Source organism: Pseudonocardia sp. DSM 110487 (assembly GCF_019468565.1).
In the GTDB taxonomy this organism is placed as follows: domain Bacteria; phylum Actinomycetota; class Actinomycetes; order Mycobacteriales; family Pseudonocardiaceae; genus Pseudonocardia.
Genome location: NZ_CP080521.1, coordinates 4,300,842 through 4,313,706, shown reverse-complemented (window position 1 = coordinate 4,313,706; position 12,865 = coordinate 4,300,842). Strand labels below are relative to the sequence as shown.

General features: G+C 72.0%; 12 protein-coding genes. 3 read left to right on the top strand and 9 right to left on the bottom strand.

The features are described 5' to 3' along the window. Positions 1-51 precede the first annotated feature (51 nt). From K1T35_RS20025 to K1T35_RS20015, 3 genes are all read left to right on the top strand, one after another. On the top strand, positions 52-747 hold the full coding sequence (locus K1T35_RS20025) for a DUF4230 domain-containing protein (RefSeq protein ID WP_220261644.1): 696 nt from the start codon (positions 52-54) through the stop codon (positions 745-747). A gap of 92 nt (positions 748-839) precedes the next feature. Beyond that, positions 840-1,430 carry an RNA polymerase sigma factor gene (locus tag K1T35_RS20020; protein ID WP_220261643.1) on the top strand — a complete coding sequence of 197 codons (591 nt, stop codon included), beginning with the start codon at positions 840-842 and terminating at the stop codon, positions 1,428-1,430. Beyond that, on the top strand, positions 1,427-2,641 hold the full coding sequence (locus K1T35_RS20015; protein ID WP_220261642.1) for a hypothetical protein: 1,215 nt from the start codon (positions 1,427-1,429) through the stop codon (positions 2,639-2,641). Before K1T35_RS20020 ends, K1T35_RS20015 begins: the two co-directional genes overlap by 4 nt. A 24-nt stretch (positions 2,642-2,665) precedes the next feature. Here the strand turns inward: K1T35_RS20015 and K1T35_RS20010 are convergent, their stop codons facing one another. Genes K1T35_RS20010 through K1T35_RS19970 form a run of 9 tightly spaced genes read right to left on the bottom strand, consistent with a single transcriptional unit; the run spans position 2,666 to position 12,853 of the window. Further along, entirely contained in the window at positions 2,666-3,892 is a 1,227-nt protein-coding gene (locus tag K1T35_RS20010; RefSeq protein WP_220261641.1) for an MFS transporter, read from the bottom strand. After that, on the bottom strand, positions 3,889-5,511 hold the full coding sequence (locus tag K1T35_RS20005) for an AMP-binding protein (RefSeq protein WP_220261640.1): 1,623 nt from the start codon (positions 5,509-5,511) through the stop codon (positions 3,889-3,891). Before K1T35_RS20005 ends, K1T35_RS20010 begins: the two co-directional genes overlap by 4 nt. Then, positions 5,508-6,410 carry an amidohydrolase family protein gene (locus K1T35_RS20000; RefSeq protein WP_220261639.1) on the bottom strand — a complete coding sequence of 301 codons (903 nt, stop codon included), beginning with the start codon at positions 6,408-6,410 and terminating at the stop codon, positions 5,508-5,510. The genes K1T35_RS20005 and K1T35_RS20000 overlap by 4 nt, the downstream gene beginning before the upstream one ends. Beyond that, complete coding sequence (locus K1T35_RS19995; protein WP_220261638.1) at positions 6,407-7,261, bottom strand: MaoC/PaaZ C-terminal domain-containing protein; 855 nt, start codon at positions 7,259-7,261, stop codon at positions 6,407-6,409. The genes K1T35_RS20000 and K1T35_RS19995 overlap by 4 nt, the downstream gene beginning before the upstream one ends. Continuing rightward, on the bottom strand, positions 7,261-8,295 hold the full coding sequence (locus tag K1T35_RS19990; protein ID WP_220261637.1) for an ABC transporter ATP-binding protein: 1,035 nt from the start codon (positions 8,293-8,295) through the stop codon (positions 7,261-7,263). The genes K1T35_RS19995 and K1T35_RS19990 overlap by 1 nt, the downstream gene beginning before the upstream one ends. Next, positions 8,292-9,926 (bottom strand): ABC transporter substrate-binding protein, encoded by a 1,635-nt coding sequence (locus tag K1T35_RS19985; RefSeq protein WP_220261636.1) that lies wholly within the window; start codon positions 9,924-9,926, stop codon positions 8,292-8,294. Before K1T35_RS19985 ends, K1T35_RS19990 begins: the two co-directional genes overlap by 4 nt. After that, a complete protein-coding gene (locus K1T35_RS19980; RefSeq protein WP_220261635.1) occupies positions 9,923-10,987 on the bottom strand; it encodes an ABC transporter ATP-binding protein in 1,065 nt (354 codons plus the stop codon). The genes K1T35_RS19985 and K1T35_RS19980 overlap by 4 nt, the downstream gene beginning before the upstream one ends. Next, positions 10,984-11,838 (bottom strand): ABC transporter permease, encoded by an 855-nt coding sequence (locus K1T35_RS19975; RefSeq protein ID WP_220261634.1) that lies wholly within the window; start codon positions 11,836-11,838, stop codon positions 10,984-10,986. Before K1T35_RS19975 ends, K1T35_RS19980 begins: the two co-directional genes overlap by 4 nt. Continuing rightward, positions 11,831-12,853, bottom strand: coding sequence for an ABC transporter permease (locus K1T35_RS19970; RefSeq protein ID WP_255622320.1), 1,023 nt, complete (start codon positions 12,851-12,853; stop codon positions 11,831-11,833). Before K1T35_RS19970 ends, K1T35_RS19975 begins: the two co-directional genes overlap by 8 nt. Positions 12,854-12,865 lie beyond the last annotated feature (12 nt).

The window sequence follows — 12,865 nt, the reverse complement described above, 5'->3', positions numbered from 1 at the left end:
ACGGGGCGTGTTCTCCTCGGGGACAGGAGCTCGACCCCCGGAGAGATTCGCATGGCGCACCAACTGCTCGAGTCCGACACCAGGAGATGGACCGGCCGGCTGCGGCGCCGTCGCTCTCCGCTCAAGCTCATCGCGGCCGTCGCCGCACTGGCGATCGCCCTGCCGCTCGGCGCGCAGTTCGCGGGGCTGTTCCCTGCCCTGTCCGCCACCTTCGCGCCGCAGACCGTTGACCGCGGCCCGGCTCCGCTGTTGACCGCGCTGACCGACATCTCCGAGTACCACGCCGCCACCGGCGCGTTCCAGGTGCTCGTCGACATCGAACGCGACACACCGCACGTCCCCGCGTTGATCAGCGGCGAGCGCACCACGCTGTTCGCCACCGGCCACGTCGACGCCACGGTCGACTTCTCGGGTCTCGGGCCGGATCGGGTGACCGCGTCGGCCGACCAGCGTGCCGTCACCTTCACGTTGCCGGCGGCGCGGCTGGCGCCTGCCACCCTCGACCCGGCAGCCACCCGGGTGGTCGGCCGTGACCGGGGCATCGTCGAGCGGCTGGCGGGCATCATCAACAACAACCCCGTCCGCGACGAGGAGCTCTACCGGCTGGCCGCGCGGAAGCTGGACGAGTCGGCACGGCAGAGCGACCTCGTCGCCCGCGCCGAGACCAACACCCGCGACATGCTGACGTCGCTGGCGCGCTCGCTCGGGTACGAGCAGGTCACGGTGACGTTCGGGGATCCGGTCTGACCCGAGCGGCGTGGTCGAGCCGGCCATGTCCCAGGCGGGAACGTGCCGCCGACCGGATGCAACGGCGAGGGCCGTGCCGGCAATGATCGGGTATGACGACCAGTGAGGGGGCGCCGGCCGCGACAGCGCCGCCGGACGAGGACGTCGCGCTGTGGGCCGCGGCGCGCGACGGCGACCCCGACGCATTCGCCGAGCTGTACCACCGCCATGCCGACCCGGTCTGGCGCCACGCCCACCGGTTGACCGGCTCCCCGACGGCGGCCGAGGACGTCCTCGCCGCGACGTTCCTGACCACATGGCGCCGCAGGCGGGAGGTGCAGCTCGCGGGCGGTTCCCTGCGCGCGTGGCTGCTCGCGGTGGCCGGCAACGAGGCCCGCACGGAATGGCGACGGGCGCACCGCAGGCACCGGCTGCTGCGGCGGGTCGGCCCCGCACCGCACGTCGTCGACCACTCCGACACCGTCGTGGCCTCGCTCGACGACCGCCGCCGCGCGCGCCAGGTGCTCGCGGCCGTTGCCGAGCTGCCCGCTTCGCAGCGCGAGGCCGTCGCGCTGTGTCTGGTCGGCGACGTCTCCTACGCGGATGCGGCGGACGTGCTCGGGGTGCCCGAGGCGACGCTGCGCTCCCGCGTCCACCGCGCCCGCGCCACCCTGCGCACCGTCGTGCCCGAGGAGGTCCGATGAACGAGCTGCAGCTCCCGCCCGCCCCGCCGCTGCCGGACGACGTGCGCGAGCGCGTCCTGCGGACCGTCCTCGCCGGGACGCGGTCTCCGCGGCGGCGCTTCGCGCCCCTCGTCGCGGCGGCGGTCGCGGTGGCGACGACGGTGGCGGTCACCGCGGCGGTCACCATGACCGGCGGGGGCGGATCCGCAGTTCAGCAGGAGAGCGCCGCCCCCCAGGACGACCCCGCGGTCGCCGAGGCGCTCAGCCGCTGCGCCGCGGCCGTCACCGAATCCGAATCGCGCGGCAACTACCCGCCACCCGTGGAATGGCGCATCACCGACGTACTGCCGATGCCCGACGACACAACCGAGGAAGACGATCCGGGCATCGCTCTCGTGATCAACGGCTCGTTCGCCTGCCACCCGGACCGCTACTTCGTGTGGGTCTCCACGGTCGGAGGCGAGCCCGCAGGGGCGATCCAGATCGCCCAGCTCACCGGGTTCGAGTTCGTCCTGTTCAACCAGCAACGACTCGCGGTCGAGGTGGGCTTCGACGACGGTCGCACCCAGAGCTCGCGAGCGCCGGTGCAGATCATCAGCATCAGTCCGTGGGTGGTGGGCGGACCGGTGCGGCGGATCGTCGTGCCCGGGTCGTACGACGGGCCGGCACCGGAACCCGAGAGCGTCGGGATCACGGTTCAGGACCGGCCGATCCCGGATCCGGGGCCGCCGCCGCAGGGGAGCCAGGAGGCCGCGGAGGCGGCACGACTGAGGGCCGAGCAGAGCGTCAGGCTGACGGCCTGCCTCGCGCGCCGGCTCTTGCCCGTGGAGGAACGAACGGGCACGCCACACGAGACGGTCCTGACCCAGGAGGCGTACGAAGGCACGCCTGCCGCGGTCGTCGGTCGCGTGAGCGGGGAACGGGCTGCGTTCTGCTACGACGGCGGCGCGGGCGGCCTGGTCGGCGCCGACGGCCCACTCGTGCCGGACCCGCCCGTGGCGAGCGGCATGGTCACCTCCCTCCGCCGCGACGGCCTGGTCGTCGCGCTCGTGCAGGTCGCACCGGGCGTCGAGCGGATCGAGATCGCCACCGCGCCTCAGCCGGGGACGACCGGCTCGGGAACGACCTGCACGGTTCAGAACGGCTTCGCGCTCTGCATGCTGCGCGCCGACGGGCCGGTGGACGTGCGGATCTTCACCGGCGGGACGGGGACCACCATGCAGGTCCCCTGAGCACGTCACGACCGCCGGACACCGTCACCCGGCCTCACCACAGCGCGGCCGCGCGAGCCCGGGCACCGGGTCGCGCGGCCGCCGCAGCACCAGGAACGCGATCGCGCCTGCGGCGGTCACCGCGGCCAGCACGAGGAAGGCCGCCGGGTAGCCACCCGTGCCGCCGGCGACCGCGGTGACGAGCAGCGGCCCGACCACCAGCCCGATCGAGACGAACCCCGCCGACCAGCCCATGATCGTGCCGAACGAGCCGACGCCGAAGTAGTCCGCGCGCAACGCGGTCATCACCGGGCCGCGCAGCCCCCATGCGATCCCGTGGACGACCGCCGCCGCCACGACGAGCCCGACGCCGGACACGGTCGCGAACGCGACCAGCACGCCGGTTTGCACGACCATGCACGCGGCGGCGAGCAGGCGCTTGTCGAGGCGATCGGCGATCACACCGGTCGCGACCTGGCCGAGCAGCTGCGCCGTCGACATCACCGCGACCGTGAGACCGGCCGTCGCCAGCGGGATGCCGTGATCGTGGGTCATCAGCGGCACCAGGTGCAGGCTCACGGCGCTGACCGCGACCAGTGCCGTGCCGTGTCCCGCGACGAGCAGCCAGAACGCGGAAGTCCGCATGGCGGTGGCCGCGCCGTATGCCGCGGGATCGCCGGACGCCGCCTCGGATCGGGGGCGGCTCCGGTCGGCCGGCAGGGCCGAGCTCGCCACCAGGCCGACCACGAAGATCACGATCGCCACGCCGAGGAACGTGGCACGCCAGCCCGTTCCGTCCAGCGCCCACGTCACGAGCGGCACGGCCAGCCCGCCGAGCGCGATCCCGGTCGGGAGGAGCCCAAGGGCCAGGGTGCGGCGCTCGGTCATCGTCTGCACCACCGCAACGGTCAGCGGCGTGATGCCCGCCGCCGAGCACCCCAGCGCGATCACGACGACCGCGCCGACGAAATGCGACGCGTCGGTCACGGCGGAAGCCACGGCGAAGCCCGCCGCCGTGACGACCGTTCCCACCCGGGCCACCGCGCGCACCCCCACCCGGTCGCAGAACCACCCGGTGAGCGGCGAGAGGAAGCCGTTGCCGAGCTGGACGATCGCGTAGCCGAGCGCGATCACCCCCGGCGCCCAGCCGGTGTCGGCCGTGATCACCACGAGGTAGGCGCCGAACGCGCTGATGATCAGACCGTTCTGCAGGGTGAGCAGGACCGACCCGCCGACGACCACCCACCAATCGCTCGAAGGCAGCGTCCTCACGGGGCGATCGGTGCCGGCATGGCCTCCAACTGCCGCCGCGCCCACACCAGATCGGCCTTGCCCGTGTTGAGCCGCTGCACCTCGGGGACCACGGCGACCCGGCGCGGCTTCTTGTAGCCGGCCAGCCGGGAGCCGACGAACGCGCCGAGCTCGTCGGGATCGGCGCCGGACCCACGCTCCAGCGACACCACCGCCGCGACCACGTTGCCCCAGCGCACGTCGGGGACGCCGAGCACCACGGCGTCGCGCACGGCCGGGTGGGTGCGCAGCACGAGCTCCACCTCGTCGGTGAACACCTTCTCGCCTCCAGTGTTGACCACGGAGCTCCCCCGGCCGAGCAGCCGCAGCCGCCCGTCGGCCTCGAGGGTGGCCAGGTCACCGGGCATCGTGTACCGCACGCCGTCGATGTCGCGGAACGCGCCGGACGTCTTCTCCGGATCACCCTCGTAACCCGCTTCGGACACGACCGGCGCGGCGAGCGTGCCGATCGTTCCCGAACCGGGCACGACGTCGCGGCCGTCCTCGTCGAGCAGGCGCGCACCGGGCACCAGCCGGAAGGTCGCGGCTTCGTCGTCGATCGATGCACGCGTGGCCACGGACGTGGCGTACACCCCGCCCTCGGCCGATGCGATGGTGTCCAGCAGGGTGAGGTCGGCGTGGGCGAGCAGCCTGCGCTTCACGCCTGGGCTCCACACCGCGCCGATGCTGCGGATCCGGCGCAACGAGTCGATCCCGAGCGGGCGCCCCGCCGCGGCCCGTTCGTCGAGGGCATCGAGGAGGCGCAGCCCGAACGCGTCGCCCACGATGGTCAGGTCGGTGACGCCGTGCCGCGCGATCGCATCCAGGAGGCCTGCGCCCGAGACGCCCCGGCCGGTCAGCAGCACGACGGGCGCACCGATGGACAGCGCGCCGAGCGCGGAGTACAGGCCGGTGCCGTGCATCATCGGCGACGCGGGCAGGTGCACCATCCCGCGGGGGCCGTGCGGGTCGATGTCGAGCGCCTGGTGCAGCGCCTCGATCCCATCGGAGTCATCCAGCCCGAGCGACGCGAAGCCGCCGGCACGCACCGAACGCAGCCGCTCGGTGTGGCTCCCGATCACGGCCTTCGGGTGGCCCGTGGTGCCGCCGGTGAACAGCCGCCACTCGGTGTCCCCGCGCGGGCGGCGCGGGTGCCGGTCCGCGGCAGCGACGTCCGCCCCGAACCCGCCGGCCGCCTCGATCCGGACCAGCATGTCGCATCCCGGCAGCGGGGCGGCGGCCTCGGCCACGACGTCGGCGAGATCGTCGTCGACGATCGCGGCCATGGCTCCGGAGATCTCCAGCAGGTACCGCACCTCGGTGGCCCGATACCGGTAGTTGACGTTCACCGGCGCGGCCATCAGCTTGAACAGGGCGTGCAGCGCGACCAGGTACTCCGGCGAGTTCCGCGCGTCCAGCGCGACCCGGTCGCCCGCGCCCACGCCCCGAGCGGCCAGGTACCCGGCGAGCCGGTCGGCCTGCTCGTCGAGCTGGGCCCAGGACAGCTCCCGCTCTCGGGTGGCCACCGCCACCCGATCCGGGACCAGGTCGGCGATGTGTTCGAAGTGCGACGCGAAGTTGTCCTCCAGCCTGACGTTCACGACCCGTCCTTCTCCAGGCCGAAGAGACGCGCGGCGTTGTGCAGCATGATGTCGGGCTTCACGCTGTCGCGGATCTCGGTCGTCTCCAGGTCCGCCATCCACCGCTCGGGGGTGAACAGCGGGAAGTCGGTCCCGAACATCACCTTCTTGCGCAGCAGCGTGTTCGCGTACTGCACCAGCTGCGGCGGGAAGTACTTCGGCGACCAGCCCGACAGCTCGATGTACACCTGCGCCTTGTGCGTGGCCACCGCCAGCGCCTCGTCCTGCCACGGGAACGACGGGTGGGCCATGATGATCGGCATGTCCGGGAAGTCGACGGCCACGTCGTCGAGGTGCAGCGGGTTGGAGTACTTGAGCCGGACTCCCCCACCGCCCTTCGTGCCGGCGCCGACGCCGTTCTGCCCGGTGTGGAACAGCGCAGGCAGCCCGTGCTCGGCGAGCACCTCGTAGATCGGGAACGCCACCGGGTCGTTCGGGAAGACCTCCTGGACGCTCGGGTGGAACTTGAAGCCGCGGAACCCGTAGCCCTCGATCAGGCGCCGTGCGATCTTCGCGCCGGCCTTGCCGCGCGCGGGGTGCACGCTGGCGAACGGGATGATCACGTCGGGGTGCTCGGCGGCGATCTCGCCGATCTCCTCGTTGCTCGGGGCGTGCTCGTCCCGGTCGCCGAGCGAGTCGACCGTGAAGGCCACGGCCGCCATGCGCCGCTCCCGGTAGAACGCCGCGAGCTGGTGCACGTCCATGCCGACCACGTCGGACTTGAAGTGCTCCCTCATCTGCGCCAAGCGCGTGGCACCGGCCTCCGACTGCGCCGCCTTGGTGGAGAAGTGCACGTGGGTGTGCACGTCGATGGCGACGAGGTCGGCGGCGAGCAGCTCGGGCGGGTTCACGCCGGTCATCGGCCCGCCGCCTGGACCGTTGCCCGGCCGCGGTCGATCACGACCGTGCCGTCGTCGGTGCGCGTGCGGTGCAGGATCCGCCCGCCGCCCTCGTCCCAGATGTCCACCGTGAGGGCCTGCCCCGGCGTGACGGTCGCGCTGAACCGCCCGTACATACCGACGAGGCGGGCCGGATCGGCGCCCGCGACCGCGTGCAGCAGCGCACGCCCGGTGACGCCGTACGTGCAGAGCCCGTGCAGGATCGGTTTGCCGAAACCGGCGCGTGCCGCGAACGCCGGGTCGGAGTGCAGCGGGTTGCGGTCGCCTGACAGCCGGTAGAGCAGCGCCTGCTCGGGGCGCGTCTCGTAGCGCACGCTGTGGTCGGGCGCGCGGTCCGGCGCGGCCCAGTCGTCGCGCGGGCCGCGGTCTCCTCCGAAGCCGCCCTCGCCGCGGATGAACAGGGCGCTGCGGTTGGTGGCGAGCGGGTCCCCGTCGGCGAGCAGCGCGGTCGACTCGGTGACGACGAGGGCGCCCTTGCCCTTGTCGTACACGCCCGCCACCCGGGCCGTCGCAGTGACCGTGCCCTCGACGGGCACCGGGCGGTGCAGGGTGATCTCCTGCTCTGCGTGCACCAGCATCGCCGGGTCGAACGTGCCGAACGAGGGCGGCGGCGCCTGCGACAGGAGCACCGCGAACGTCGGCAGCACCTGTTGGGGCACCCCCGCGGAGTTCTCGGTGGTGAACGCGAGCTCCTGCGTGGGCTCTCCGAGCCCCGCCCCGACGCCGACGGCGTACAGCAGGGCGTCGGTGGAGGTCCAGGTCCGGGTGCGTGGCTCTCCTGCACGACCGACGGCTCCGGGATCGACGGGCATCAGACTCCTTCCGGCTCGAGATTCGGTTCGAGGATCGGGTGGTGACAGGCGGCGAACCGCCCTGGCTTCACCTCGCGCATCTCGGGCACCTCGGCGGCGCACCGCTCGGTGGCGAGGGGGCATCGGGTGCGGAAGCGGCACCCGCTGGGCGGGTCGATCGGGGAGGGCATCTCGCCGCGGCCCCGGTCGGCCATCTCGATATCGGCTCCGGTGACGGTCTCCATCGACGGGATCGACGAGACGAGCAGCCGCGTGTAGGGGTGCACCGGGTCGTCGAACAGGGCCGTGGTCTCCCCGAGCTCGCAGATCCGGCCGAGGTACATGACGGCGACCCGGTCGCTGATGTTGCGCACCACCCCGAGGTCGTGGGCGATGAACACCAGCGTGAGCCCGTAGCGGCGCTTCATGTCCTCCAGCAGGTTGAGGATCTGCGCCTGCACCGACACGTCAAGAGCCGACACCGGCTCGTCGCAGATCAGCACCTCCGGGTCGAGCACCAGCGCCCTGGCGATCGACACGCGCTGGCACTGCCCGCCGGAGAACTGGTGGGGCCGCCGGTCGGCCACCTGCTCCGGGTCGAGCCCGACCGCCGCGAGCACCTCCGGCACGACCCTGGCCCGCTCGTCGCCGCGGCCCCACACCACCAGTGGGTCACCGACGATGTCGGGGATCCGACGCCTCGGGTTGAGTGACGAGATCGGGTCCTGGAAGATCATCTGGAGCTTGGGGCGCAGTTCCCGGAGCTCGCGGTGCGAGAGCGTCGTGAGATCACGGCCGTCGAACACCACCGAGCCGCTGGTCGGCCTGGGCAGCTGCATGATCGCCCGGCCCGTGGTGGACTTGCCGCAGCCGGACTCGCCGACCAGCCCGAGCGTCTCTCCCCTGCGGACCTCCAGGGAGATCCCGGAGACGGCGTGCACGACCTTCCCCCCGCCCACCGGGAACTCGACGACGAGGTCCTTCAGCTGGAGGACGGCGTCGCCCTCGAGCGCACCCGTCGCGCGGAGAGCCGGATCCGTGCGCGCCACCGTCATCTGTCGAGCCAGGTCGTCGCGAAGAACATGTCCCTGGTCAGGTAGCGCACCACGCCCTTCACCTCGGGTTTGGCGACCGTCGAGAGGTAGCCGCGGCTGTAGTAGGCGACCGGGATGTCCTGGTTGGAGAGCAGGCCGACCCGCTGGTAGAGCCGGGTCCGCTCGGCCTCGTCGGTGGTGGCGGCGGCCTGGTCGAGCAGCGTGTCGACCTCCGGGTTGGAGTAGCCGCCGTAGTTGGCGTTGCCGCCCGTGTGCATCAGGTTCACGACGCCGGGGTACGGCACGTCGGTCGGGCCACCCACCCAGCCCGCGATCTGGAAGTCGTGGCTCTGCACCACGCTCGATGAGTACTGGGCGAGGTCGAAGAACTGCGGCTGGAGCGTGATCCCGATCTCGGCCATCTGCGCCTGCAGGAACTCGGCGAACTGCACGCGGTTGGGCGCGTTCGTCGTCTTGTACTGCACGGTGGCGCTGCCACCGGAAGCCACGTACTCCTGCACGAGCGCACGCGCTCGCTCCGGGTCGTAGGACGGCCACGCCGCCTCGGCCTCGGGCGTCGAGTAGCCGCTGTCGGCGCCGAACCAGTTCGACGCCCGCGCCATCTGGCCGCGGAACTGGGTGGCTGCCAGCGCGTCCAGGTTGATCCCCCGGACGACGGCCTCGCGCATGCGGCGGTCGTCGAACGGCGCGCGCTGGTGGTTGAAGTAGACGTACTCCGCGCCGTTGCCCGGGCCGTAGTAGACGGTGAGGTTCGGGTTCTGCATGCCGCGCAACAGCTCGGTGTGGTAGCCGCCGAAGATCAGGTCGACGTCACCGTTCTCGATCGAGGCGTAGCGCGTCTCGGTGTCCGGCAGCGGCCGGAACTCCAGCGCGTCGAGGTAGGGCATCCCCTGCTGCCAGTAGTTCGGGTTGCGGGTCAGCACCATGCGGGAGTCGCGCACCCAGTCGGTCAGCACGAACGGGCCTGCCCCGACCGGGTTGCGCGCGATCTCGTCGCCGTAGCGCTCCAGCGCGGCGGGCGAGACGATCGCGCCCAGGTTGCCCGCGGTGAAGTTCAGCGCGAACACCGAGGGGAACGACCCGAACGGCTGCGTGAGCGTGAACTCGACCGTTCGCGGGTCGACCGCACGCATCGAGGCGATCCGCTGCGCGTAGAGGTGGCCGGGCGAGGACGCCTTGTCGATGTGCCGCTGCACGTTGGTGATCACCGCCTGCGCGTCGAGCGGCGTTCCGTCGGAGAACAGGACGCCGTCCCGCAGGCCCATCCGCCAGGTCAGGCCGCCGTCGATGGTCTGCATCGACTCGGCCATGTACGGCTGCGGCTCGCCGTTCTCGTCGAGCTTCAGCAGCGAGTCGTAGACGGCCATCGCGGCCTGGTTCGTGTTCTGGACGGTCGGGTCGAAGCCGATGGCCTCCCGATCCGTGCCCATCACCAGTGTCCCGCCGGAGCGCGGCGTCCCCTCGGCGGGGAGGTCGCCGCCGCGGGCGTTGACGGCGGCGATGCCGTCGGTGCCCGCGGGCACCGTCGCGGCCGGCGTCACGGTGCCGCAGGCGGCGAGCACCGCGAGACCCAAGACCAGCGCCACCGCGCGGCCCGCTCCGGACGAGCGCCGTTGCCCGTTCGTGTTCATGACAGGACCATCTCCTCGGTCACCGGGGTACCTGCGGCTGTCGCGCCGCGCTCGATGTTGTGCGCCCTCGCCTGCGCCCATGCCGGGCTGCCCACCGGGAACCAGCACCGGTACTGGTGTGCAGCCGATCCGGCGTCCCGTAGCGGCGGCTCCTCGGTCAGGCACCTGTCCTGCGCGACGGGGCAGCGCGGGCTGAACTTGCAACCCGCAGGCGGGTCGACCAGGTCCGGCGGGCGGCCTGGGATCACGGAGAGCCGGGTGTGGTTCGGCCCCGCGAGCGGCGGCACCGAGTTCATGAGCGCCTCGGTGTAGGGCATCTTGGGCTCGGCGAAGAGCACCGGCGTCGGCGCCGACTCCACGATCCGCCCCGCGTACATCACGGCGATGCGGTCCGAGCGGCTGCGCACCACCCGCAGGTCGTGCGTGACCAGCAGCATCGCCATCTGAAGCCGCGACTGCAGGTCGGCGAGCAGGTCCAGGATCTGGGCCTGGACCGTGACGTCGAGCGCCGTCGTCGGCTCGTCGGCGAGCAGCAGCCGCGGGTTGCACGAGAGCGCGATCGCGATCGTGACGCGCTGCCGCATCCCGCCCGACAGCTCGTGCGGGTACTGGCGCACCCGCCGCTCGGGCTCGGAGAGCCCTACCGAGCGCAGCAGCTCGACCGCCCGGTCGAGCGCCTCGCTCCTCGGGACGCGCTCGTGCGCCAGGATCGTCTCGGTGAGCTGCGCGCCGATGCGCTTCACCGGGTTCAGCGACGTCATCGGGTCCTGGAGGATCAGCGCGATCTCCGCACCCCACAACGCCGACAGCTCCTTCGAGGACAGCGCAGTCAGGTTCGTGCCGTCGAACGTGACGGTGCCCGCGACCTCGGTGCCGCGCCCGCCGGACACGAGCCCCATGAGCCGACGGGTGAGCACGGTCTTCCCGGAGCCGCTCTCGCCGACGACGGCCAGCACCTCCCCCGCCCCCACCTGCAGCGAGACGCCGTCGACCGCGTGCACCACCCCCTTCTTCGTGTGGAAGCGCACGACGACGTCCTCGGCGGTGAGCAATTCGGTCACAGGTTGCTCTCCTTGACCTCGAACCGCTTCCGGGTGCGCTCGCCGATGTAGTTGATCGACAACACCGTGAGGAACATGACCGCGGCCGGGAACAGCGAGATGTACGGGTAGTTGAGCAGCTCGCTGCGTCCGCCGGCGATCATGCCGCCCCAGCTGGGCGTCGGCGGCGGGATGCCGAGCCCGAGGAACGAGAGCGAGCCCTCCACCACGATGAAGATGCCGATCATGATGAAGCCGTAGGCGGCCACCGGGAGGACGACGTTCGGCGCGATCTCCCGCGCGATGATGCGGATCGGGCTGCACCCGTACGCTCGCGCCGCCAGCACGAACTCCCGCTGCGCCACCACGAGCGTCGCCGCCCGGGACAGGCGGATGAACGTCGGCACCGACAGGATCGCCAGCCCGAGGATCAGGTTGCTCAGGCTGGACCCGAGTATCGCGACGATCGCGATGATGAACACCAGCCCCGGGAAGGCCAGCACGACGTCGGTGACGAACGCGAGCACGCGCTCCGTGCGCCCGCCGAAGTAGCCGGCGAGCATGCCGAGGAAGCCCCCGACGAGCGCCCCGAGCCCGACGGCGCAGATGCCGACCAGCAGCGACGCCCGCGCCCCGTGGACCACCCGGGAGAAGGTGTCGCGGCCGAGGGTGTCCCCGCCGAGCCAGTGCTGGGGAGTGATCCCCCCGAACACGTTGACGTAGTCGGGCACGGCCGGGTCCCAGAGCGGCAGCACCGGGGCGAACACGGCCGCGAGCACCACGGCGCCGAGCCAGGTCCACGCCACGTACCAGCCGATCGGGGCGCGCTCGGCCCGGATTCGCGTCGTCTTGGACGGCACTGTCTCAGGCATCTCGGCGCACCCGGGGATCTAGGGCGAGGTACAGCAGGTCGATCAGCATGTTGATCACGACGTAGGCGACCGCGACGAAGAGCAGCGCACCCTGCAGGATCATGTAGTCGCGGTTGAACACGGCCTGCACGATGAGCTGGCCGAGGCCCGGGATCGCGAAGAGCGTCTCGACGATCACCGTGCCGCCGAGCAGCCGGCCGATGTTCACCCCCGACAGCGTGATCAGCGAGAACGACGAGGGCCGCAGCGCGTGCCGGAAGAGGATCCGCGCCGGGCGCAGCCCCTTCGACCGCGCCATGAGGATGAAGTCCTCCTGCAGCGTGGACACCATGTCCGAGCGCAGCAGCTGCCGGTAGACCGCCGCCTCGGTGATCATGAGCGTCAGGCACGGCAGCACGATCGATCTCAGGTTGCCGAGCGGGTCCTCGAACAGGCCGGTGTAGCCGGTGGCCGGCAGGATGCTCGACACCCCTCCGGCGAAGAGCACGATCAGCACCATGCCGAACACGAAGTTCGGCATCGCGGCCGCGCCGAAGCCGATCGTCATCGAGCCGCGGTCCACGAGCCCGCCGGGCCGGTAGGCCGAGTAGACGGCCAGCGGCACCGCGATCACCAGCGCCAGCAGCTGCGCGATGATCGTGATCTCGAACGTCACCGGGATGCGCTGGGCGAGGGCCTCCGCCACCGGCTGGCCGGTGCGGAACGAGCGGCCGAGGTCACCCGTCACGACGCCGCCGAGCCAGTCGACGTAGCGGACGAGCACCGGCCGGTCGAGCTGCAGGTCCTCGCGGACCTGCTGCACCTGTTCGGGGGTCGCGTTGTCGCCCGCCACCACGACGGCCGCGTCACCCGGGAGCAGGTCGACCACCAGGAACGACAGGAACGTCACGGCGAGCAGCACGAGCAGCAGGTGCACGAGCCGCTTGCGGATGCGCCGGACCGCGAACGTCCGTCTGCCACCGCGGGGCCCCGCCGTCGAGACCGGAGGCGCCGCTGTCGCAGTGTCAGCCGGCACCGTGTCAGCCAC

Excerpts from the sequence above, each read along its gene's own strand:
- K1T35_RS20025 (WP_220261644.1), top strand. The coding sequence starts at position 52 with ATGGCGCACCAACTGCTCGAGTCCGACACCAGGAGATGGACCGGCCGG.
- K1T35_RS20020 (WP_220261643.1), top strand. The coding sequence starts at position 840 with ATGACGACCAGTGAGGGGGCGCCGGCCGCGACAGCGCCGCCGGACGAG.
- K1T35_RS20015 (WP_220261642.1), top strand. The coding sequence starts at position 1,427 with ATGAACGAGCTGCAGCTCCCGCCCGCCCCGCCGCTGCCGGACGACGTG.
- K1T35_RS20000 (WP_220261639.1), bottom strand. The coding sequence starts at position 6,410 with ATGACCGGCGTGAACCCGCCCGAGCTGCTCGCCGCCGACCTCGTCGCC.
- K1T35_RS19995 (WP_220261638.1), bottom strand. The coding sequence starts at position 7,261 with ATGCCCGTCGATCCCGGAGCCGTCGGTCGTGCAGGAGAGCCACGCACC.
- K1T35_RS19990 (WP_220261637.1), bottom strand. The coding sequence starts at position 8,295 with ATGACGGTGGCGCGCACGGATCCGGCTCTCCGCGCGACGGGTGCGCTC.
- K1T35_RS19985 (WP_220261636.1), bottom strand. The coding sequence starts at position 9,926 with ATGAACACGAACGGGCAACGGCGCTCGTCCGGAGCGGGCCGCGCGGTG.
- K1T35_RS19975 (WP_220261634.1), bottom strand. The coding sequence starts at position 11,838 with ATGCCTGAGACAGTGCCGTCCAAGACGACGCGAATCCGGGCCGAGCGC.